The sequence below is a fragment of the Paraburkholderia sp. J63 genome, from assembly GCF_905220245.1.
In the GTDB taxonomy this organism is placed as follows: domain Bacteria; phylum Pseudomonadota; class Gammaproteobacteria; order Burkholderiales; family Burkholderiaceae; genus Paraburkholderia.
The window spans coordinates 75,402-96,202 of the sequence record NZ_CAJMZF010000016.1 but is presented as its reverse complement, the minus strand read 5'-3'; the positions used below and the strand labels follow the sequence as shown (position 1 = coordinate 96,202).

Below are 20,801 nucleotides of genomic sequence, written 5' to 3'. Positions count from 1 at the left end.
CGAACAACGCCATTCCGATCCGTTGCCTTACCTGTCCGTTTATGCGGCCTTTGCGGCCAGCGCCGCGCGGTATCCCGATCACGACTTCCTCGTCGTGCTGCCGGAGACCGCGCAGATCTACGGCATCGACGCCCAAACGCTGCGCTATGGCGAGGCGCTCGCACGCGTGGACGCCCTCGCCGCGCGCTACCGCGCGGCGGGCTTCGGGGCCGGCCATCGCGCGGGCCTGATGCTCGAGAACCGGCCTGCGTTCTTCCTGCACTGGCTCGCGCTGAACGCGCTCGGCGTCTCGGTCGTGCCGCTCTCCACCGAGCTGCGCGCCGCCGAGCTCGAATACATCACGGGCCACAGCGAGCTCGATCTCGCCGTGGCGCCCGCGGCGCGTCACGCCGATCTGCACGCGGCGGCGCTTGCGGCGCAACGCAGCGTCGCGATCTGCACAGCCGATGCCGACGCCGATATGCAAGCGCTCCGGCGCGCCGCCACCGCGCCGCAAGCACGCACGCCCGACGCCGATACCGAATGCGCGCTGCTCTATACCTCGGGCACGACGGGCCGCCCGAAAGCCTGCGTGCTGCCCAACGAATACTTCCTGCTCGCGGGCCTCTGGTACAACCGCGTCGGCGGCCTGTGCACGTTGCGGCCCGGCGTCGAGCGCCTCGTCACGCCGCTGCCGATGACGCACATGAACGCGATGGCCTACTCGACCATGGCGATGATCCTCGCGGGCGGCGCCATCGTCGCGCTCGACCGCTTTCATCCACGCAGCTGGTGGGACAGCGTGCGCGCCGCGCGCGCGACCGTGATCCACTATCTCGGCGTGATGCCGGCCATGCTGCTCGGCGCGCCGGAAAGCGCGCACGATCGCGAACACACGGTGCGCTTCGGCTTTGGCGCCGGCGTCGACAAGACCTTGCACGCGCCGTTCGAAACGCGCTTCGGCATTCCACTGCTCGAAGCATGGGCGATGACCGAAACCGGCGCGGGCGCCGTGGTGATCGCCAACCGCGAGCCGCGCAATATCGGCATGTCGTGCTTCGGCCGGCCCGAGGCGGCGCTGGAGGTGCGCATCGTCGGCGACGATGGCCTGCCCGCGCCCGCAGACGAGCCCGGCGAGCTGCTCGTGCGCGCGAGCGGCGACGATCCGCGCCGCGGCTTCTTCCGCGCATATCTCAAGGATGCCGAAGCAACGGCGGCCGCGTGGGAAGGCGGCTGGTTCCATACCGGCGATATCGTGAAGCAGGACGCCGACGGCCAGATGTACTTCGTCGATCGCAAGAAGAACGTGATTCGCCGCAGCGGCGAGAACATCTCGGCGGTCGAGGTCGAGAGCGTGCTGCGCAAGCATCCGTGCGTCGCCGACGTGGCCGTCGCGGCCACGCCCGATACGGTGCGCGGCGACGAAGTGCTCGCCTGCATCGTCGTGCGCGAGCCGCTGCGCGAAGCCGACCGCGCCGCGCACGCCGCCGAACTCGTGCAGCTCTGCCTCGCGCAGCTCGCTTATTTCAAGGCGCCCGGCTATGTCGCGTTCGTCGACGCGCTGCCGCTCACGGGTACGCAGAAGGTCCAGCGCGCGGCGCTCAAGGACCTCGCGCGCACGCTGCCCGGCACGCCGGGCTGCATCGACACGCGCGCCATGAAGAAGCGCCAGGACTGACATGACGAACACGAACCGCGAGGAGAGCACCATGAACCGCAGTACGCACCGCGCCGCCATCGTCACCGGTGGCAATGCCGGCATCGGCCGGGCGATCGTCGAGCATCTGCTCGAAGCCGGCTATGAAGTGGTCTCGCTCGATCTGCGCGCGAGCGCGCCGGGGCACGCGCGCCTTCATACCGTCGAAGTCGATCTCTGCGACGCCGCGGCGACGCGCGAAGCGGCCGCCGAAGTCGCCGCGCGCCATGCGCCCACCACGCTGATCCACAACGCGGGCGCGATCCGCCCCGCGCTCCTGCCCGAGGTCGCGCACGAGGACCTGCTCGCGCTCACGAACCTGCATCTCGCGGCGCCCATCGCGCTCGCGCAGGCCATGCTGCCCGCGATGCGCGAGCAGCATTTCGGTCGGCTCGTGCTGGTTTCGTCGCGTGCGGCGCTCGGGCTCGCCACGCGCACGGCCTACTCCGCGACCAAGGCGGGCATGCTCGGCCTCGTGCGCACCTGGGCGCTCGAACTCGGGCCGCTCGGCGTCACCGCGAACGCGATCGCGCCGGGCCCGATCCAGACCGAGATGTTCCACGAGATCGTCCCAGCCGACAGCCCGAAGGTCGCGCAAATCGCGGCCGGCATTCCCGTGGGGCGCCTCGGCCAGCCCGACGACATCGCGCGCGCCGCGATGTTCTTCGCGGCGCCGGAGAACGGCTTCGTCACGGGGCAAACGCTTTATGTTTGCGGCGGCACGAGTACGGGGAGTCTTGCGCTTTGATACGGCTTTGATGGACCCGGCGCGCGCCTCACTTCGAATGCTGCGCGATCAGTTGCCTGAGCACATCGACGAAGATCTTCGCCGTCTCGGGCGCAAACGGCAGCAGCACCGAAGCCTCGTGCTCCAGCGCGAGCACGACCAGCTCCGCGGCGAGCGTGCTGCCATGCGGCGTGAGCGCGACGAGCGTGCGGCGGCGGCTCGCCGGGTCCTCCTGGCGCACGACCAGCCCCGCCGCTTCCATGCGGTCGATCAGCTTGCTCACGGTGGGCTGCTTCGCAAGGATCACGCGGCCCAGGTCGCCCATCGGCAGCGAGCCGTCGGAGAGGCACGCGAGCACGCGCCATTGCAGGACCGAAATCTTCTTGCGCGCGAGCGTCGCGTGGAATTCGTCGGAAATCAGGCTGCTCGCGCGTGCGAGCAGCGCGGCGAGGTAGGTGTCGAGAAAGCGCATCGGCGCGGCGTCGTGCGTTGACGGATCCGTCTCGATGCGGGCCGGCGCGGCCGGCTTGATGGAGTGTGGGGTCGCGCGCTTTGGAGCGCGCCTGGGGGTCGATTCGTTGGTCATGGCATCGGCAAGTAGAGCCCCGGCATCATATGCCGAAATCCCTGCCGCGGGCACCACCCACGCGTCGCGAAACAGTGACGCACGCCCCTGCCCTTCAAGTTCTCTACGCGTCGCGCAACGACTGCAGCGCTGGCCGCGCGAGCACGTGCCGCAAGCTGATCCATCCGCCCACGCCCGCGCAGGCCACGCCCGCCGCGATGCCCGCGGGCACGAGCCACGGATCGAATGCGAGGTAGAACGCGAACACGCGCGTGGCCAGCACCGAGCCCACGATCTGCGCGCCCACGGCCGCCATCAGCCCCGCGAGCGCGCCCACCGCGATGAACTCCGCCACCTGCACCGCGCGCACCTGCGCGTGCGAGGCGCCCAAGGCGCGCAACAGCGCCGACTCGCGCATGCGCTCGTCGCGCGTTCCCGCGAGCGCCGCATACAGCACGAGCACGCCCGCCGCGAGCGTGAACAGAAACAGGAACTGCACCGCGCCGATCACCTGCTCCAGCATGCGCTGGATCTGCGCGAGGATCGGCCCGACGTCGATGGCGGTCACGTTCGGATACTGCGCAACGAGCCCGTCCACCACGGCGCGCTGCGTCTCCGCCAAGTGGAAGCTCGTGATGTAGGTGGCCGGAAAATCGCGCAGCAGCGCGGGCGGCATCAGCACGAAGAAGTTCACCTTGAACGAGCCCCAGTCGAGCTTGCGCACGCTCGTCACGGGCGCCGTCACTTCGAGGCCGGTCACGTCGAAGGTCAGCACGTCGCCGGGCTTCACGCCGATCAGCTTCGCGAGGCCCTGCTCGATCGAAAGCTGCGGCGCGCTCGAATCGCCGTACCACGTGCCCGCCTCGATACGGTTGTCGTCGGGCAGTTGCGTCGTGTACGAGAGGTTGAACTCGCGATCGACGAGCCGGCGCGCATCCTCGCTCTTGTAGTTCGCGGGGTCCACGGGCTTGCCGTTGATCGTGACGAGACGCCCGCGCACCATCGGCTCCAGATCGGGATTCGCCATGCCGTGCGCCGTGAGCCACGCGGCCACGGCGTCGTGCTGGGCGGGCTGGATGTCGATGAGGAATTCGTTGGGCGCGTCGGGCGGCGTGGACTTGCGCCAGCCCTCGATCAGGTCGTTGCGCGTCATCGCGATGAGCAGGAGGCACATCAGGCCGATCGCGAGCGAGGTGATCTGCAGCGCGCTCGCGCCGGGCCGCCGCTCGAGCGACGCGAGCGCATAGCGCCAGCCCACGCCCGCGCGCGCCTCGAGGCCGTTGCGCTGGCTGCGCGCCACGCGCGCCGCGCCCCAGAGCGCGAGCCGCGCCACGATCGCGAACACGAGCAGACCCAGCGCAAAGCCGCCCGCGACGATGCCGCCGAGCTTGAGCTCGCCCGCCGCGATCACGAGCAGCCCCGCAAAGAGCGCGATGCCGATGGCGTACGCGGCCCACGCGGTGCGGCTCTCCTCGCCCCACTCGCGGCGCAGCACGCGCACGGGCGGCACGCGCGTGAGCGGCAAGAGCGGCGGCAACGCGAAGCCGAGCAGCAGCACGAGGCCGGCCGCGACGCCTTCGAGCGCGGGCAGCGGCCCCGGATACGGCAGCGCGACGTCGATCAGGGTGCCGAGCCACGCGAGCAGCGCGAGATGCCCCGCATAGCCGAGCGCCACGCCAATCGCCCCGCCCACGAGCCCGAGGCCCGTGAATTCGAGCACGAAGAGCGCGCGCAGCGTGCGCTGGCTCGCGCCGAGGCAGCGCATCGCGGCGCAGCCGTCGAGATGGCGGCGCGTGTACCGATGCGCGGCCATCGCGATCGCCACGGCCGCCAAGAGCGCCGTGAGCAGCGAAACGAGCGTGAGGAAGTGGCGCGCCCGGTCGAGCGTCTGACGCACCTGCGGCTGCCCCTCCTGCAGCGATTCGAGGCCGACGCCGCGCATCTTGCCGCCATCGACGCGCGCGTGCGCCCAGGCGGCGAACCGCGCGACGGCGGGATCGGCGCCGGCCACGAGCAGCCGGTAGGTCACGCGGCTGCCGTAACCCGTGAGGCCCGTCGAGGGAAGATCGGCGGCGTTGAGCATCAGGCGCGGCGAGAAGTTCACGAACGAAAAGCCGCGGTCGAGCTCGCGCGTGATGAGCGCGCCGATCGTCAAGGTGCGCGTGCCCACCTTGACCTGGCTGCCCACCTGCACCTTCAGCGCGTCGAACAGTTGCTGGTCGACCCAGACCGTGCCGGGCGGCGGAATGCCCTGCGCCGCGCGGTCGGGGGCGCCGGGCGCGGACGCGATGCGCAACGCGCCGCGCAGCGGATAGCCCGGCGAGACCGACTTGACCGCGGCAAGGCGCGTGGGCGTCTGGGCGTCCGGCGTGCTTGAGGCCGAGGCCGGGGCCGGGGCGCCTGCGGCGCTCACCATGCTCGGGAAAATCGCCGTGGTCGCGGTGCGCAAGTCGAGCGACTGCGCTTCGCGCAAGAACGACGGATCGACGGGATGATCGGCGCGCACGATGAAGTCGGCGGCGATCATGCCCCGGGCGTCGCGTTCGAGCCCGCGCTGGAGCCGGTCGGCGAGAAAGCCCACGCTCGAGAGCGCCGCCACCGCGAGCACGAGCGCCAGCAGCAGCATGGTCAGCTCGCCCGCGCGCCAGTCGCGCGCGCTCATGCGCGCGGCGAGACGCACGAGATCGGGCCAGCCAAGGGTGGCGCGGGTGACGCGCTCAGGGGTGCCGGCGCTGCCGTCGCGCGGATCGTCACCGCCCGGACGGGGCGGCGTGGACCCGGCACGGCCAGAGCCGCCGCCGGGCGCGGCATTGGACGAAGACGAGGAAGGCCCGGCGCCGCTCAATCGTGACGGCTCCGCAGCGAGAAACGCGACACCATATGGGTCGCCATGCCGCGAAAACCGCCCTGCACGCCGCGCCACAGACGCGGCAGCGCCCACGCGGCCACGAGCAGGAAGGCCACGAGCAGCACCAGAAACAGCACCGGCACGAAGAACGCGAGCAGCACGCCCACGAAGGTCATACCGTCTTCGGCGCCCGAGGTGACGACGTTCGACACCGGCTCCGGCGAGAGATTGATGAGCGCGCGCGTGCCGGCCTTGGCCAGATGCGCGGTGCCGGCGAGCGTGCCGCCCGCGAGCGCCGCGACCGTGAGCAGCGCCGGATCGGCATGGCCGAGCGCACCGGCCGCCAGCACGGCGCCCGCGGGAATGCGGATGAAGGTATGCACGGCGTCCCAGAGCGAATCGAACGCGGGGACTTTGTCGGCGAGGAATTCGAGCACCGTGAGCGCGGCGGCGACGCCGATCACCCACGGCGAGGCGAGGATCGCCAGCGTGTCAGGCAGATGGATGAAGCCAAGGCGTTGCAGCACGCCGGCCATCAGGACCGTGAGGTAGAGGCGCAGACCGCTGCCCCAGGACAGGCCTGCGGCAAGCGAAAGGGGTTCCAGCATGACTGCCTCCTCGCGCGAGGCTCGCGCGGCGCCGTCCCCACGAATCAGGCATGGCGCGGCGCGCAGATAAACGCGGCGCCAGGTGTAATCGGGCGCGGAGTGGTGTTATCGGGTTATGACCGTTCCATTATAGCCACGCTCGTTGCGGCGCCGCAGCGTTGTTGCGTGGGCGCGCCACGCGCGGCGCCGGCGGAACGGCACGAAGCGAGGCCAGGCGAATGGCGAAAATGTCGCAAAGCGGGCGCAAAGCGCCTCAGGCGCCCGACGAGAGCTTGAGCCCGACGAGTCCGAGCACGATCAGCGCGGCGCTGGCCACGCGCGCGACGCTGGCGGCCTCGCCCATCACGACGATGCCGAGGATGAACGCGCCCACCGCACCGATGCCGGTCCACACCGCATACGCCGTGCCGAGCGGCAGCTGGCGCATGGCGAGCGCGAGCAGCCAGAAGCTGCCGAGCGCCGTCACGATCGTGAACGCCGACCAGCCCAGTTTGGTAAAACCTTCGGATAGTTTGAGACCGGACGCCCATGCAACTTCGAGCACGCCGGCGATAAGGAGGTAAATCCAGGCCACGAGAACGCTCCCCTGAGAAGTGGGGCCGTCCCCGTTTGAAGATGAGACGCAAGGTCGTCCTTACGCGTCTGTAAGTATATCACGGAGGGGCCTGCAGCCGGCGCGGGCTGGCCGCCCGCGGCTGGCCGTCCGCGGCTGGCCGCCCGCTACTGGCCGTCCGCTACTGCACGCCCACGAGCCGATACCCCACGCCCGTCTCGGTGACGATGTGCTCGGGCTGCGCGGGATCGCGCTCCAATTTCTGCCGCAGATGCGCCATGTAGATACGCAGATAGTGGCTGCTCTCGACATGCGAAGGTCCCCAGACCTCGCGCAGCAGTTGCCGGTGCGTGAGCACGCGGCCCGCGTCGCGCACGAGCGTCGCGAGCAGGCGGTACTCGATCGGCGTGAGATGCACCGCCGCGCCGCCGCGCGTCACCTGGCGCAGGCCCAGGTCGACGATCACCTCGCCGAAGCTCACCTGCGGCGCCTCGTTCGCCCCGCCCCGGTTGCGGCGGCGCAGATGCGCGCGAATGCGCGCGAGCAACTCGGAGACGCCGAACGGCTTGGTGAGGTAGTCGTCGGCGCCGGCGTCGAGCGCGGCGACTTTTTCGCTCTCCTGAGTGCGCGCCGAAAGCACGATCACGGGCAGGTCGCTCCAGCCGCGCAGCTCGCGGATCACGTCGAGGCCGTCCGTATCGGGCAGGCCCAGATCGACGATCACGAGGTCGGGCTTGCGCGTCGCCGCCTCGACGAGCCCCTGCTTGCCGGTCTCGGCGTCGTAGACGGCAATGCCCTCCCCCTCGAGCGACGCGCGCACGAAGCGGCGGATCTGCTTTTCGTCTTCGATCAGGACAACGGAGAGGCTCGGGTCACTCATGGGCGGGCTTGGCGGGTTTGGGTTCCATGGCGGATTCGCCTGGGTCCGCGACATCGGCAGCATCGGCAGCATCGGCGACATCGGCGACGTCGGCAACGTCCGCGACATCGGCCGGCAGCGGCGGCGGCGTCTGAACCGGCAGCGCGAACCAGAACGACGCGCCTTCCACGTGGCCATCGGCGGCCACGCGGTTGGCCGCGCCGATTGTACCGCCGTGCGCCTCCACGATCGCGCGGCAGATCGCGAGCCCGAGGCCGATGCCAGGCTTCGCCGACTCCTTCTCGCCGCGCGTGAACTTCTCGAAGACGCGCTCGCCCATGCCGTGCGGCAGGCCCGGGCCCGTGTCGTCGATGCTCACGCGCACGAACGGCTCGCCGTTCTCCTCGATGCGGCGCGCGGCAATCGTGAGCGGCGTATCGGGCGGCGTGTACTTCGCGGCGTTTTCCAGCAGGTTCGAAAACAGCCGCTCCATGAGCACCGCGTCGAGCTGCAGCAAGGGCAAGCCCTCTTCGAGCTTCACTTGCACCGGATGCCGTGCCAGCACGCGCCGGCACGCGGCCAGCGCCGCGCCCACGGTCTCCTCGAGCAGTGTCCATTGGCGGTTGAGCTTGAGGCTGCCCGCCTGCAGGCGCGCCATGTCGAGCAGATTCGTGACGATGCCGGTCATGCGCAGCGCCTCGTCGTGAATCGCCTCGATGAGCTCGCCCGAGCGCGCGTCGCTGGCGTCGTCGGGCGTGCCGTGCGCGTTGGACGCGTTGGGTGCATTGGCCTCGCGCGTCTGCGCGAGCATCGACGAAAAGCCGACGATGGCCGTGAGCGGCGTGCGCAAGTCGTGCGAGATCGCCGAGAGCAGCGAGTTGCGCAATCGTTCGGACTCCATGTTGACGAGCGCGTCGCGCGCGATCTCCACGTAGTGCACGCGTTCGAGCGCGAGCGCGATCTGCGCGGCGAACGCGTCGAGCATGCGCTGCTGCTCGGGCACCAGCAGCTCGCGCGCGTCGCGCGTGACCACGGCGAGCACGCCGCGCGTGCGCATCGGCGCCTTGAGCGGCAGATAGAGCGCCGCCGCCGCGGGCAGCGTGTCGGTGCCGTGGCCCGCGGGCTTTTGCTGGTCGTAGACCCACTGGGCCACGTCGATGTCGAGGCTCCCGGCTTCGAGCATGATCTGCGGATCGGGGTCCTCGATCTTCTGCTGCACCTTGTCGGCGCTGTCGGGGAGGAGGATCGCCACGCGCGCGCCGAACACCTCGCTCACGTGGCGGCTGCCGGTCGCGACGATCTGCTCGGTCGCGAGCGCGGCGGCCAGCTCGCGCGCCATCGCGTACATCGCGCCGGTGCGCTGCTCGCGCCGCTGCGCGACGCTCGCTTCGCGGCGCAGGCTCGACGTGAGATGGCTGATCACGAGCGAGGTCAGCAGCATGCCCACGAAGGTCAGCAGGTATTGCGTGTCGCTCACCGAGAACGACATGCGCGGCGGCACGAAGAAGAAGTCGTAGGCCGCCACGCTCGCGAACGAGAGCAGCACGCCGGGGCCACGCCCGAGCTTCGTCGCCGTGAAGATCACGCCGAGCAGATAGAGCATCACGAGATTGGCGAGCGCGATGCGGTCGTTCAGCTGGTTCGCGAGCAGCGTGATGCCGGCGCAGATCGCGAGCGCCGCCGCGTAGGCGCGCGGCGGCGAGCGATGCGCGGCGCTGCCGGCACCCTCGGCGATGGCGGCGCGCCAGGCGTTGGCCGCACGCGCGGCGGCCGAGGCTTCGCGCGGCGCGCGGCCGGCGAGCCGGTCGTTATCGGTAGCGCTCGCGCGCACGAGGATCAGGTCGACGTCCTCGGCCTTCACTGCGAGGCGCTCGCCGAACGGCCGGCGCCACGCGCGCCACCATCGCGACGGGCCGTTGCGTTGCGAAGCGCCCGCCACGAGCTTCGAGACGTTGCGCAGCCGCGCATAGCCCGCGAGCGTAACGGCGGCGTCCTCGCCCGCGAGCGTGGCGGTTTCCGCGCCTAGTTCGGAAGCGAGCTTGAGCGCGCCGAGCGTGCGCTGGCGCACCTCGTCGGGCAGGCGCTGGAGCTTCGGCGTCTCCACGTAGACGGCGATCCAGTCGGCCTTGAGGCTCGCGGCAAGCCGCGCCGACGCGCGCACGAGCGCGCTCGCCTCGGGGCCCGGCCCCACGCAGACGAGCAGCCGCTCGCGCGCCTGCCACACATGCTGGATCGAGCGGTCGGCGCGGTACTCGTGCATCTGCGCGTCTACGCGGTCGGCCGTGCGGCGCAGCGCCAGCTCGCGCAGCGCGATCAGGTTGCCCTTGCGGAAGAAGTTGCGCACCGCGCGCTCGGCCTGCGCGGGCAGATACACCTTGCCGTCGCGCATGCGGTCGAGCAGCTCCTCGGCGGGCAGGTCGACGAGCGTGACTTCGTCGGCGCCGTCGAACACGCGGTCGGGCACCGTCTCCCAGACGCGGATGCCGGTGATCTGCCCCACCACGTCGTTGAGGCTTTCGAGGTGCTGGACGTTGACGGTCGTGTAGACGTCGATGCCCGCGTCGAGCAGCTCGTAGACGTCCTGCCAGCGCTTCATGTGGCGCGCGCCCTGCACGTTCGAGTGCGCGAGCTCGTCGACGAGCACGAGTTGCGGCTTGCGCGCGAGCGCGGCGTCGAGGTCGAACTCCTCGAGCGTGCGCCCGCGGTACGCGATGCGCAGACGCGGCAGCCCTTCGAGGCCGCTCGTGAGCGCGGCGGTCTCGCTGCGCCCATGCGTCTCGACGATGCCGACCACCACATCCACGCCGTCGTCGGCGCGGCGGCGCGCGGCCTGGAGCATCGCATAGGTCTTGCCGACGCCCGCCGACGCGCCGAAGAAAATCTTCAGCTTGCCGCGGCGGCGCTTTTCTTCGTCGCGCTGGAGCCGGTCGAGGAGTTCGTCGGGATCGGGGCGGTTCATGCGGATTTCATAGGGAGTGGCGCGTGGCTGAGGTGCCGGAAAGCACCGGAAACGCTACGGGGATCGTCTCACCGTGGCGATGAATAAGCAAACGGCCCCACCGCCGACAACGGCATGCGGTGCCCGCCCCGCGTCTTCGGCTCCTTGGCCCTGGCTCAGCTCGCCTCCTTGCCATCGAGCGCGAGGTTCAGCTCAAGCACGTTCACACGCCGCTCGCCAAGCACGCCGAACTGGCGGCCCTTCGTATAGCGGTCCACGAGCGCCTGCACGTCGTTCGCGTTCATCTTGCGCGCCTTGGCCACGCGCGCCACCTGGTAGGCGGCGGCGGCCGGCGAGATCTCGGGATCGAGCCCGCTGCCCGACGAGGTCACGAGGTCGGCGGGAATCGGCTGCGAGACGTCGGTGCCCGCGGCCTTGAGCGCCGCAATACGGCCTTTGACTTCGTCGGCGAGCGCCGGGTTGGTCGGGCCGAGATTCGAGCCGCCCGAACCCGCCGCGTTATACGGCATCGGCGAGGTGGCCGAGAGACGGCCCCAGAAATACCGGGGCGCGTCGAACTGCTGGCCGATCAGCGCACTGCCCACCACCTTGCCGTTCAGCTCGACGAGGCTGCCGTTGGCCTGGCGATGGAACACGGCCTGGCCGAACGCGGTCATCACGGCCGGATAGACGAGACCCGTGATGACCGCGAGCACGGCGAAGATCACGATGAGAGGTCGAAACTGCGTTTTCATTTTGGTTTCCTATTGATCTGGCGACGCGAGTGGGTCAAGCCCAGCCGAACGCGTGGAGCACCATATCGATCAGCTTGATGCACGGGAACGGCAGGAGGATGCCGCCGAGGCCGTAGATCAGCAGATTGCGGCGCAGCAGTGTCGCGGCGCCGAGCGGCCGGTACTTCACGCCCTTGAGCGCGAGCGGAATCAGCATCACGATGATGAGCGCGTTGAAGATCACCGCAGAGAGGATCGCCGAAGACGGCGAACTCAGATGCATGACGTCGAGCACGCGCAACTGCGGATACGTCGTGGCGAACGCGGCCGGAATGATCGCGAAGTACTTGGCGACGTCGTTGGCGATCGAGAACGTCGTGAGCGAGCCGCGCGTCATGAGCATCTGCTTGCCGATCTCCACGATCTCGATGAGCTTGGTCGGGTTCGAGTCGAGGTCGACCATGTTGCCCGCTTCCTTCGCGGCCTGGGTGCCCGTGTTCATGGCCACGGCCACGTCGGCCTGCGCGAGCGCCGGGGCGTCGTTGGTGCCGTCGCCGGTCATTGCCACGAGCTTGCCTTGGGCCTGGTGCTCGCGGATCGTCGCGAGCTTGGTCTCCGGCGTCGCTTGCGCGAGGAAGTCGTCCACGCCCGCTTCGGCCGCGATCGCGGCCGCGGTCAGGCGGTTGTCGCCCGTCACCATCACGGTCTTGATGCCCATCTTGCGCAGCTCGGCGAAACGTTCCTTGATGCCGCCCTTCACCACGTCCTTCAGCTCGATCACGCCGAGCACACGCGCGACCTTGTCGTGCATCTCGGCCACCACGAGCGGCGTGCTGCCGCGGCGCGCGATGTCGTCCACGGCCGTGTCGACTTCAGACGCAAAGCGCCCGCCACGCGTTTCCACGTAGTGCTTGATCGCGTCGGCCGCGCCCTTGCGGATCTCGCGCGCGTGCGTGCCGGGCGCCGTTCCCTCGGGCGAGAGGTCCACGCCGCTCATGCGCGTCTGCGCGCTGAAGGCGAGGAACACCGCGTGCAGCGCGCCCATGTCGCGCTGGCGAATGTTGAAGCGCTGCTTCGCGAGCACCACGATGCTGCGGCCCTCGGGCGTCTCGTCGGCGAGCGACGCGAGTTGCGCGGCATCCGCGAGCGCTTCCTCGGTCACGCCCGGCGCCGGCACGAAGGCTGAGGCCTGGCGGTTGCCGAGCGTGATCGTGCCGGTCTTGTCGAGCAAGAGCACGTCCACGTCGCCGGCCGCTTCCACGGCGCGGCCCGAGGTGGCGATCACGTTGGCCTGCATCATGCGGCTCATGCCCGCCACGCCGATCGCCGAAAGCAGCCCGCCGATGGTGGTCGGAATCAGGCATACGAGCAGCGCGACGAGCGCCGTGATCGTCACGACATGGCCCATCTTCGCGGCTTCGACCGAGAACATCGAGAACGGCAACAGCGTCGCGGTCGCAAGCAGCAGCACGATGGTCAGCGCGACCAGCAGGATCGTGAGCGCGATCTCGTTCGGCGTTTTCTGGCGCTTCGCGCCTTCGACCATCGCGATCATGCGGTCGAGGAAGGCCTCGCCCGGATTGGCCGTCACGCGCACGACGATCCAGTCGGACAGCACGCGCGTGCCGCCCGTCACCGACGAAAAGTCGCCGCCCGACTCGCGGATCACCGGCGCCGATTCGCCCGTAATGGCCGATTCGTCCACCGACGCAACGCCCTCGATCACCTCGCCGTCGGCCGGGATGGTGTCGCCGGTCTCGACCAGCACCATGTCGCCGCGCCGCAGATCGGACGCGGTCATGATGCGGATGGGCGACTTCGGGTGCGGCTCGTTGAGCTTCTTGGCCATCACGTCTTTCTTGGCCTGGCGCAGCGATGCGGCCTGCGCCTTCGAGCGGCCTTCGGCGAGCGCCTCGGCGAAGTTCGCGAACAGCACCGTGAACCACAGCCACAGCGCGATCGCGAGAATGAAGCCCGCGGGCGCCTCGGCCTGGCCCATGAGCGCCGCGATCCAGAGGATCGTCGTGAGCACGGAGCCCACGTAGACGCAGAACATCACCGGATTGCGCAACTGCGTGCGCGGCTTGAGTTTCCTGAACGAATCCACGATGGCCGGACGCACGAGCGCCGGATCGAACATGGACCGTGTAGCACTATGTTGTGTCATTTGATGAAGTCCCCGTTCAATGCACGCCCATCATGATCAGATGCTCCACACCCGGCCCGAGCGCGAGCGCCGGCACATAGGTGAGCGCGCCCACCAGCAGCACGGTGCCGAGCAGCAGCACGACGAACAGCGGCCCGTGCGTGGGCAGCGTGCCGCCCGTCACGGCGATGCGCTTCTTGCTCGCGAGCGAGCCGGCGATGGCGAGCACCGGCACGATGGTGCCGAAGCGGCCGAACCACATCGCGATGGCGAGCAGCCAGTTGTAGAACGGCGTGTTGACCGAAAGGCCCGCGAACGCACTGCCGTTGTTGTTCGCGGCCGAGCTGAACGCGTAGAGAATCTCCGAGAAGCCATGCGCGCCCGGGTTGGCGATGCCGGCCTTGCCCGCGTCGGCGAGCACGGCGATCGAGGTGCCGAGCAGCACGAGCAGCGGCGTGAGCAGCACGACGATCGAGACCATCTTCATCTCGAACGACTCGATCTTCTTGCCCACGTACTCGGGCGTGCGCCCGATCATGAGGCCCGCCACGAACACCGCGAGCAGCGCGAACACGAGCATGCCGTAAAGGCCCGATCCCACCCCGCCGAAGATCACTTCGCCGAGCTGGATGAAGAGCATCGGCACGAGGCCGCCGAGCGGCGTGAGCGAGTCGTGCATCGCGTTGACGGCGCCGCACGAGGCCGCCGTGGTCGCGACGACGAAGACGCTCGTCTGCGCGATGCCAAAGCGCGTTTCCTTGCCTTCCATATTGCCGCCGGCCTGCAGCGCGCTCGCGTGCTGATCGACGTTCAGACTCGCAAGCATCGGATTGCCGGCCTGCTCCGCCGAGAGCTCGACGCCCACCGCGACGGCGAATGCGATCGTCATTACCGCGAGCACCGCCACGCCCTGCCTGCGGTCGCCCACGACGTTGCCGAACACGAGGCACAGCGCCGCCGGAATGATCAGGATTGCTAACATCTCGACGAAGTTCGAGAACGGCGTGGGGTTCTCATACGGATGCGCCGAGTTCGCGTTGAAGAAGCCGCCGCCGTTGGTGCCGAGCATCTTGATCGCGACCTGCGAGGCGACCGGACCCATGGCGAGCGTTTGCGTCGTCGCCTGGGTGTCGACGGTGACGGGGTTGCCCTTCGCATCCTTGACTGGATTGCCTTGCGCGTCGAGCCTGGGCGCCGCGTAGGTCGTGGTCTGCAGCGTGGGCACGTCCTGATACGACTTGAAGTTCTGGATCATGCCCTGGCTCATCAGCAGCGCCGCGATGATCGCCGCCATCGGCACGAGCACGTAGAGCGTCGTGCGCGTGAGATCGACCCAGAAGTTGCCGATGGTCTGCGCCGAATGGCGCGCGAAGCCGCGGATCAGCGCGATCACCACGACGATGCCGGTGGCCGCCGAGAGGAAGTTCTGCACCGTGAAGCCGAGCATCTGCGTGAGGTAGCTCACGGTCTGCTCGGGCGTGTAGTCCTGCCAGTTCGTGTTGGTGACGAAGGAGACGGCGGTGTTGAACGCGCCATCGGTCGTCATCGCGCCGAAGCTCTGCGGGTTGCCGGGCAGCCAGCCTTGCACGCGCAGCAGCACGTAAAGAAAGCCCACGCCCAACACGTTGAACGAGATGGTGGCGAACGCATAGCGCTTCCAGTTCATCTCGGCGCTCGGGTCGACCCCGGCGATGCGGTAAAGCAGGTTTTCGAGCGGCGCGAACAGACGCACGACGCGTGAGCGTCCGTCGAGCACGCGCGTGATATAGCCCGCGACGGGGACCGCGAGCGCGAGCAGGACGACGATGAAAATCCCCGCTTGCAGCAGATTGTTGGCGTTCATTCGATATCCTCCGCGCGCAGGAGCGCATGGACGAGATAGACGAACAGCAACAGCGTCGCCGCCCCCGATAGCCAGAATATCCAGGTCATGAGCGCGCTCCCGTTGCGCCCCGATCCGCGCGGCGATACTGCATGAGCTTCTCGCAGCCGGCGATCAACGCGTAAGTGAGCGCGGCGAAGACCGCCAGCCCCCCGATATACAGCACATCCATTGTCGTGTTCTCCATTCGCGGATGACGGATGGCGGTAAGGTAAGGGTTATCGCGTTAAATCCGGATCAAAGCTGCTGGTGCGCGTATAAAAATTGCGTAAACGCGGTGGGGAACGGGACGTGGCATTGGCCTGGGAGGCTTGCTACGGGTGGCTGAAGGCGAATGAGCGGGAGATAAACAGCAAGCAAAAAGGCGCGCATGACTGGCATGCGCGCCTTTTTGCTTGAACGAAAACGAAGCGATTTAGATGCCGCGAAATTACGGCAGCAGAAGGGTCGATCCCGTCGTGCGGCGCGCTTCGAGATCGGCGTGCGCCTGGCCCACGTCCTGCAGCGCATAGCGCTGATTGATCGAGGTCTTGACCTTGCCCGAGGCGATCACCTCGAACAGCTCGGCGGCCATCGCTTCATAGTCCGAGCGCTTCGCGATATAGGTGAAGAGCGTCGGTCGCGTGAAGAAAAGCGAGCCGCGCCCCGCGAACTCCGACGAATCGATGGGCGGCAGCGGCCCCGACGCATTGCCGAAGCTCACGAACATGCCGAGCGGCGCGAGGCAGTCGAGCGATTTCGTATAGGTGTCCTTGCCGATCGAGTCGTACACCACGGGCACGCCCGCGCCGTTCGTGATCTCGCGCACGCGCGCCTGGAAGTCCTCGCGCGTATAGACGATCGGGTAATCGCAGCCGTGCGCCTTCGCGACTTCTGCCTTCTCGTCCGAACCCACCGTTCCGATCACGGTCGCGCCGAGCGCCTTGGCCCACTGGCACACGATCAGGCCCACGCCGCCCGCGGCGGCCTGGATCAGGATCGTGTCGCCGGCCTTCACGCGGTACGTGCGGCGCAGCAGATATTGCGCGGTCAGGCCCTGGAGCATGACCGAGGCGGCTTGCTCGTCGCTAATCGCGTCGGGCAGGCGGATCACCTGGTCCGCGCGCAGCACGCGCTCCTGCGCGTAGGCGCCCGGCGGACGCGCGACGTAGGCTACGCGATCGCCCGGCTTCACGAGCGTCACGCCCTGGCCCACGGCCACGACTTCGCCCGCGGCCTCCATGCCGAGCCCCGCCGGCAGCGGCTGCGGATAGAGCCCCGTGCGAAAGTACACGTCGATGTAATTGAGCCCGCATGCGCTCTGCTTCACGCGGATCTCGCCCTCGCCCGGCTCGCCCACCGTGACGTCCACCCACTTCATCACTTCGGGGCCGCCGGTCTTGTCGTAACGGATTGCCTTGGTCATCTTGCCTCCTTCGTCCTGTGAGTCCTGTGAATCCTGCGATCCTGAACCAGCCCGAGCGCGCCGCGCTCAGATCTCGTCTTTCAGGCGCAGCGTGAGCACGTCGAGGATCATGCGCGCCGTCGAGATGTTGGTCGCGCACGGTACGTCGTGCACGTCGCAGGCGCGCACGAGCGCGTTGATGTCGGGCTCGTGCGGCTGCGGAGTCATGGGGTCGCGCAGGAAGATCACCACGTCGACGTTGCCTTCGGCGAGCTGCGCGCCGATCTGCAGGTCGCCGCCGTGCGGGCCCGAGAGCATGCGCTCGACGTTCAGGCCGTGCGTCGCCGCGATGCGGCCGCCGGTCGTGCCGGTCGCGAGCAGCTCGCAACGACGCAGCGTGTCGACATATTCGCCGGTCAACCTGACGATGTCGTCCTTCTTGTGATCGTGCGCGATCAGCGCGACGCGAGTGGGCATGGCCTTGTTCCTTGTTTCGATGGGTTGAATGTGTCGTTCATGCACGCGGCAATGCGTGGCGGCGTGCGGTGATGCGCGGCGATAAAGCAGCGCGCCGCCACGCGCGAATCGAAACGTACCGGATCAGAATGTGCCCGGATAGGCGCCGCCGTCGATCAGCCAGTTTTGCCCCGTGATATAGCCCGCGTGGACGCTGCACAGGAACGCACAGGCGCGCCCGAACTCGTCGGGCGTGCCGAAGCGGCCCACCGGAATCGCCTTCGCGCGGCGCGCGCGCACTTCGTCGAGCGAGAGGCTGCTCGCCTTCGCCTGCGCGACGAGGGTGGACTGAATGCGATCGGTGTCGAAGGAGCCCGGCAGCAGATTGTTGATCGTCACGCCCGTGTGCGCGACCTGGCGCGCCACGCCCGCGACGAAGCCCGTCAGCCCCGAGCGCGCGCCGTTCGAGAGTCCGAGCACGTCGATGGGCGCCTTCACCGAGGAGCTCGTGATGTTGACGATGCGCCCGAAGCCGCGCTGGCCCATGGCGTCGACGGTGGCCTGGATCAGCGCGATCGGCGTGAGCATGTTCGCTTCGAGCGCGGCGAGCCAGGCTTCGTGCGTGTAGCTGCGGAAGTCGCCCGGCGGCGGGCCGCCCGCGTTGTTCACGAGAATGTCCGGCGACGGGCACGCGGCAAGCGCGGCGGCACGGCCGGCCTCGGTGGTGATGTCGCAGGCCACGGCCTTGACCTCGACGCCGGTGTTCGCGCGGATCTGCGCCGCGGTCTCCTCGAGCGTTTTTTCCGTGCGCGCGACGATCGTCACGTTCACGCCCTCGGCCGCGAGCGCCTCGGCGCAGCCGCGCCCCAATCCCTTGCTTGCCGCGCACACCAGCGCGCTGCGTCCTGCGATGCCCATGTCCATCGTGTTACGGTCCTCGTTCGTGATTGCGTGACGAATCTGTGACGGCAAGGCGACGGTGAGCGTCGTACGACTTTGCCCGCTTTTGCCCGCTTGCCGGTCCGGTTTTTGCGATTCTAGAAGAATCGGGCCGCGCGCGTTGAGCGCCGCGGACCGCGGATCGCATACCGCGCACGAGCGGCGCCGCAATCCGGCGCCAGTCGGCCTCAGTCCGGCCCCGATCCCGCTCAGTTCGCGCCCAGTTCTCGTATACTTGCGCCTGTAGCGCGGCCCAGCGCTCCCGCGAGCCACGCCGGACTTTCGATCCGGCTGCCTGCCGCGCGTGCGGCGGGCCCTGCTCGCCGCACGCTGCGCGCCCCCGCCCGCCTGGAAGCCCAGGCGGTTCGAGGCGCCCGGCGGCGGCACGACCGACACCCCGATCCCCCTTGCAGCCTCGTGCGCCCCGCCATGAAACAGGACAGCCGCTTTCCGAATCTCTTCATCCTCGATCACCCGCTAATCCAGCACAAGCTCAGCCACATGCGCGACCGGGACACGTCCACGCGCACGTTCCGCGAGCTGCTGCGCGAAATCACGTTGCTGATGGGCTACGAAATCACGCGCGAGCTGCCCGTCACGACGCGCCGCGTGCAAACGCCACTCGTCGAGATCGACGCGCCCGTGATCGCCGGCAAGAAGCTCGCGATCGTGCCGGTGCTGCGCGCGGGCGTCGGCATGTCCGACGGCCTGCTCGAGCTGATCCCGTCGGCGCGCGTGGGCCACATCGGCGTCTATCGCGCCGACGACCACCGCCCCGTCGAGTACCTCGTGCGTCTGCCCGATCTGGAAGACCGCAACTTCATCCTGTGCGACCCGATGGTCGCGACCGGCTACTCGGCCGCGCACGCGATCGACGTGCTAAAGCGCCGCGGCGTGCCCGGCGAGCGCATCAGCTTTCTCGCGCTGGTGGCCGCGCCCGAAGGCGTCGAGGTGTTCCAGCAGGCGCATCCGGACGTGCGGCTCTACGTGGCTTCGCTCGACTCGCATCTGAACGAGCACGCCTACATCATCCCGGGTCTCGGCGACGCCGGCGACCGCCTGTTCGGCACCAAGAACTGAGGCCGCCCAAGGGGCGGCGCCCCGGCCCGCCCCTCTGACGTCCCTCAAACGTCCCGCCGCGCTCCCCCGCTTTCCTCCGATCCTTGCCCCCGCGCGCTCGCGCGGCCCCCGCAAAATCCCCGCTCCATCACGCGCACGGGTGAGGCCGAGCGAGCCCGGCGTGATAAAATTCAGGTCCGCCCGACGGTCCCGAAGCAGTCGCGCAGCGCGCCGAAAAGCGCCTGGCGCGGCGCCGAGCGGCCCGGGAAGGGTCCCGGCCGGTCCAGGCGACACCGCCACGGCACTGGCAAGCCGCCGCAGGGCGCGCCAGGCAATCCGGTGCGCGTCCCGGGAAAGCGCGGAAAGCAACCGTGGGCGCCACGGCGCCGGACGCCGCCGTGCAAACCCCGGCCGCTTGCCCGAGCGCCAGCCGAGCAAACGCCGGCATGGCGGGCGGACAGCTTACTCATGGGTACTTCGGGCACATCGGCATGGATGCACTGGCCGCGAGCGCGCCACGCCGTGCCCTGGCATCGTATTGAAAACTGCAGCAACGACAACTGCACCATGCACGCGTGAAGCGTGCGACGGAGAAAGGTATGGCGGGTCATTCGAAATGGGCCAACATCAAGCACAAGAAAGCCGCGGCTGACGCCAAGCGCGGCAAGGTCTGGACGCGGCTCATCAAGGAAATCCAGGTCGCGGCGCGCATGGGCGGCGGCGAGATCGACTCGAACCCGCGCCTGCGTCTGGCCGTCGACAAGGCCTACGACGCCAACATGCCCAAGGACAACATCAACCGCGCGATCCAGCGCGGTGTGGGCGGCGTCGATGGCGCGAACTACGAGGAAATCCGCTACGAAGGCTACGGCATCGGCGGCGCGGCCGTCATCGTCGACACCATGACGGACAACCGCACGCGCACCGTCGCGGAAGTGCGCCACGCATTCTCGAAGTTCGGCGGCAACATGGGCACGGACGGCTCGGTGTCGTTCATGTTCGATCACGTCGGCCAGTTCCTGTTCGCGCCGGGCACGCCCGAAGACAAGCTGATGGACGCCGCGCTCGAAGCCGGCGCCGACGACGTCGTCACGAACGAGGACGGCAGCATCGAGGTGATCTGCCCGCCCAACGACTTCCAGAAGGTCAAGGACGCGCTCGAAGGCGCGGGCTTCAAGGCCGAAATGGCCGAAGTCACGATGAAGCCGCAAACGGAAGTCGAATTCACGGGCGACGACGCGGTGAAGATGCAGAAGCTGCTCGATGCGCTCGAAAACCTGGACGACGTCCAGGAGGTCTACACGAACGCGTCGATCGACGAGGAATAAGCAGCATCGGCGCTGCGCGGTCGCCGCCTGGCGGGTAGCCGCCCGGCGGTTAGCCGCCCGGCGGTTAGCCGCCCTCACGATTTCACGGCCGGCGCATGGG

The 20,801-nt window shown here is 68.9% G+C and carries 18 protein-coding genes; 4 read left to right on the top strand and 14 right to left on the bottom strand.

Annotation, left to right across the window (positions count from 1 at the left end; all coding sequences use genetic code 11):
- The first annotated feature begins 22 nt into the window (after positions 1 to 22).
- The gene (locus U5775_RS18895) at positions 23 to 1,657 is read left to right on the top strand and encodes an AMP-binding protein (RefSeq protein ID WP_322059679.1); all 1,635 of its coding nucleotides are present in this window, start codon (positions 23 to 25) and stop codon (positions 1,655 to 1,657) included.
- 31 nt (positions 1,658 to 1,688) lie between these two features.
- Positions 1,689 to 2,423 carry an SDR family NAD(P)-dependent oxidoreductase gene (locus tag U5775_RS18890; RefSeq protein WP_322059611.1) on the top strand — a complete coding sequence of 245 codons (735 nt, stop codon included), beginning with the start codon at positions 1,689 to 1,691 and terminating at the stop codon, positions 2,421 to 2,423.
- Between the two features lie 28 nt (positions 2,424 to 2,451).
- On the opposite strand, the gene U5775_RS18885 is transcribed toward U5775_RS18890, so the two are convergent.
- The 14 genes from U5775_RS18885 to U5775_RS18820 all read right to left on the bottom strand — a co-directional run bounded on the left by U5775_RS18885 (position 2,452) and on the right by U5775_RS18820 (position 18,299).
- Positions 2,452 to 2,988 (bottom strand): MarR family winged helix-turn-helix transcriptional regulator, encoded by a 537-nt coding sequence (locus tag U5775_RS18885; protein WP_322059610.1) that lies wholly within the window; start codon positions 2,986 to 2,988, stop codon positions 2,452 to 2,454.
- Positions 2,989 to 3,091: 103 nt separating this feature from the next.
- Positions 3,092 to 5,629, bottom strand: a complete 2,538-nt coding sequence (locus U5775_RS18880; protein ID WP_322059678.1) for an ABC transporter permease — start codon at positions 5,627 to 5,629, stop codon at positions 3,092 to 3,094.
- A gap of 179 nt (positions 5,630 to 5,808) precedes the next feature.
- The gene (locus U5775_RS18875; RefSeq protein WP_322059609.1) at positions 5,809 to 6,423 is read right to left on the bottom strand and encodes a DUF4126 domain-containing protein; all 615 of its coding nucleotides are present in this window, start codon (positions 6,421 to 6,423) and stop codon (positions 5,809 to 5,811) included.
- Positions 6,424 to 6,676: 253 nt separating this feature from the next.
- Positions 6,677 to 6,997 carry a multidrug efflux SMR transporter gene (locus U5775_RS18870; protein ID WP_322059608.1) on the bottom strand — a complete coding sequence of 107 codons (321 nt, stop codon included), beginning with the start codon at positions 6,995 to 6,997 and terminating at the stop codon, positions 6,677 to 6,679.
- 160 nt (positions 6,998 to 7,157) lie between these two features.
- Positions 7,158 to 7,856 (bottom strand): two-component system response regulator KdpE, encoded by a 699-nt coding sequence (kdpE, locus tag U5775_RS18865; protein WP_322059607.1) that lies wholly within the window; start codon positions 7,854 to 7,856, stop codon positions 7,158 to 7,160.
- Positions 7,849 to 10,794 (bottom strand): sensor histidine kinase KdpD, encoded by a 2,946-nt coding sequence (locus tag U5775_RS18860; protein WP_322059606.1) that lies wholly within the window; start codon positions 10,792 to 10,794, stop codon positions 7,849 to 7,851. Before U5775_RS18860 ends, kdpE begins: the two co-directional genes overlap by 8 nt.
- Positions 10,795 to 10,949: 155 nt before the next feature.
- Entirely contained in the window at positions 10,950 to 11,528 is a 579-nt protein-coding gene (kdpC, locus tag U5775_RS18855) for a potassium-transporting ATPase subunit KdpC (RefSeq protein ID WP_322059605.1), read from the bottom strand.
- 34 nt (positions 11,529 to 11,562) lie between these two features.
- Positions 11,563 to 13,674 (bottom strand): potassium-transporting ATPase subunit KdpB, encoded by a 2,112-nt coding sequence (gene kdpB / locus U5775_RS18850; protein ID WP_322059604.1) that lies wholly within the window; start codon positions 13,672 to 13,674, stop codon positions 11,563 to 11,565.
- Positions 13,675 to 13,690: 16 nt separating this feature from the next.
- Complete coding sequence (gene kdpA, locus U5775_RS18845) at positions 13,691 to 15,496, bottom strand: potassium-transporting ATPase subunit KdpA (RefSeq protein ID WP_322059603.1); 1,806 nt, start codon at positions 15,494 to 15,496, stop codon at positions 13,691 to 13,693.
- A complete protein-coding gene (kdpF, locus tag U5775_RS18840; protein WP_027819619.1) occupies positions 15,493 to 15,585 on the bottom strand; it encodes a K(+)-transporting ATPase subunit F in 93 nt (30 codons plus the stop codon). The genes kdpA and kdpF overlap by 4 nt, the downstream gene beginning before the upstream one ends.
- Positions 15,582 to 15,707, bottom strand: coding sequence for a potassium ABC transporter ATPase (locus tag U5775_RS18835; protein WP_322059602.1), 126 nt, complete (start codon positions 15,705 to 15,707; stop codon positions 15,582 to 15,584). Before U5775_RS18835 ends, kdpF begins: the two co-directional genes overlap by 4 nt.
- 258 nt (positions 15,708 to 15,965) lie before the next feature.
- On the bottom strand, positions 15,966 to 16,940 hold the full coding sequence (locus U5775_RS18830) for a quinone oxidoreductase (RefSeq protein ID WP_322059601.1): 975 nt from the start codon (positions 16,938 to 16,940) through the stop codon (positions 15,966 to 15,968).
- Between the two features lie 66 nt (positions 16,941 to 17,006).
- Positions 17,007 to 17,396, bottom strand: a complete 390-nt coding sequence (locus U5775_RS18825; protein WP_322059600.1) for a methylglyoxal synthase — start codon at positions 17,394 to 17,396, stop codon at positions 17,007 to 17,009.
- Between the two features lie 123 nt (positions 17,397 to 17,519).
- Positions 17,520 to 18,299 (bottom strand): SDR family oxidoreductase, encoded by a 780-nt coding sequence (locus U5775_RS18820; protein ID WP_322059599.1) that lies wholly within the window; start codon positions 18,297 to 18,299, stop codon positions 17,520 to 17,522.
- A 444-nt stretch (positions 18,300 to 18,743) separates the two neighbouring features.
- Here U5775_RS18820 and upp point away from each other — a divergent pair, with 444 nt between their 5' ends.
- Positions 18,744 to 19,394, top strand: coding sequence for a uracil phosphoribosyltransferase (upp, locus tag U5775_RS18815; protein ID WP_322059598.1), 651 nt, complete (start codon positions 18,744 to 18,746; stop codon positions 19,392 to 19,394).
- Positions 19,395 to 19,972: 578 nt separating this feature from the next.
- Positions 19,973 to 20,701, top strand: a complete 729-nt coding sequence (locus tag U5775_RS18810) for a YebC/PmpR family DNA-binding transcriptional regulator (RefSeq protein WP_322059597.1) — start codon at positions 19,973 to 19,975, stop codon at positions 20,699 to 20,701.
- Positions 20,702 to 20,801 lie beyond the last annotated feature (100 nt).

Excerpts from the sequence above, each read along its gene's own strand:
- U5775_RS18890 (WP_322059611.1), top strand. The coding sequence starts at position 1,689 with ATGAACCGCAGTACGCACCGCGCCGCCATCGTCACCGGTGGCAATGCC.
- kdpF (WP_027819619.1), bottom strand. The coding sequence starts at position 15,585 with ATGACCTGGATATTCTGGCTATCGGGGGCGGCGACGCTGTTGCTGTTC.
- kdpE (WP_322059607.1), bottom strand. The coding sequence starts at position 7,856 with ATGAGTGACCCGAGCCTCTCCGTTGTCCTGATCGAAGACGAAAAGCAG.
- U5775_RS18825 (WP_322059600.1), bottom strand. The coding sequence starts at position 17,396 with ATGCCCACTCGCGTCGCGCTGATCGCGCACGATCACAAGAAGGACGAC.
- U5775_RS18875 (WP_322059609.1), bottom strand. The coding sequence starts at position 6,423 with ATGCTGGAACCCCTTTCGCTTGCCGCAGGCCTGTCCTGGGGCAGCGGT.
- U5775_RS18810 (WP_322059597.1), top strand. The coding sequence starts at position 19,973 with ATGGCGGGTCATTCGAAATGGGCCAACATCAAGCACAAGAAAGCCGCG.
- kdpC (WP_322059605.1), bottom strand. The coding sequence starts at position 11,528 with ATGAAAACGCAGTTTCGACCTCTCATCGTGATCTTCGCCGTGCTCGCG.
- U5775_RS18830 (WP_322059601.1), bottom strand. The coding sequence starts at position 16,940 with ATGACCAAGGCAATCCGTTACGACAAGACCGGCGGCCCCGAAGTGATG.
- kdpA (WP_322059603.1), bottom strand. The coding sequence starts at position 15,496 with ATGAACGCCAACAATCTGCTGCAAGCGGGGATTTTCATCGTCGTCCTG.
- U5775_RS18820 (WP_322059599.1), bottom strand. The coding sequence starts at position 18,299 with ATGGACATGGGCATCGCAGGACGCAGCGCGCTGGTGTGCGCGGCAAGC.
- U5775_RS18880 (WP_322059678.1), bottom strand. The coding sequence starts at position 5,629 with ATGAGCGCGCGCGACTGGCGCGCGGGCGAGCTGACCATGCTGCTGCTG.
- U5775_RS18885 (WP_322059610.1), bottom strand. The coding sequence starts at position 2,988 with ATGACCAACGAATCGACCCCCAGGCGCGCTCCAAAGCGCGCGACCCCA.
- kdpB (WP_322059604.1), bottom strand. The coding sequence starts at position 13,674 with ATGACACAACATAGTGCTACACGGTCCATGTTCGATCCGGCGCTCGTG.
- U5775_RS18860 (WP_322059606.1), bottom strand. The coding sequence starts at position 10,794 with ATGAACCGCCCCGATCCCGACGAACTCCTCGACCGGCTCCAGCGCGAC.
- U5775_RS18835 (WP_322059602.1), bottom strand. The coding sequence starts at position 15,707 with ATGGATGTGCTGTATATCGGGGGGCTGGCGGTCTTCGCCGCGCTCACT.
- upp (WP_322059598.1), top strand. The coding sequence starts at position 18,744 with ATGAAACAGGACAGCCGCTTTCCGAATCTCTTCATCCTCGATCACCCG.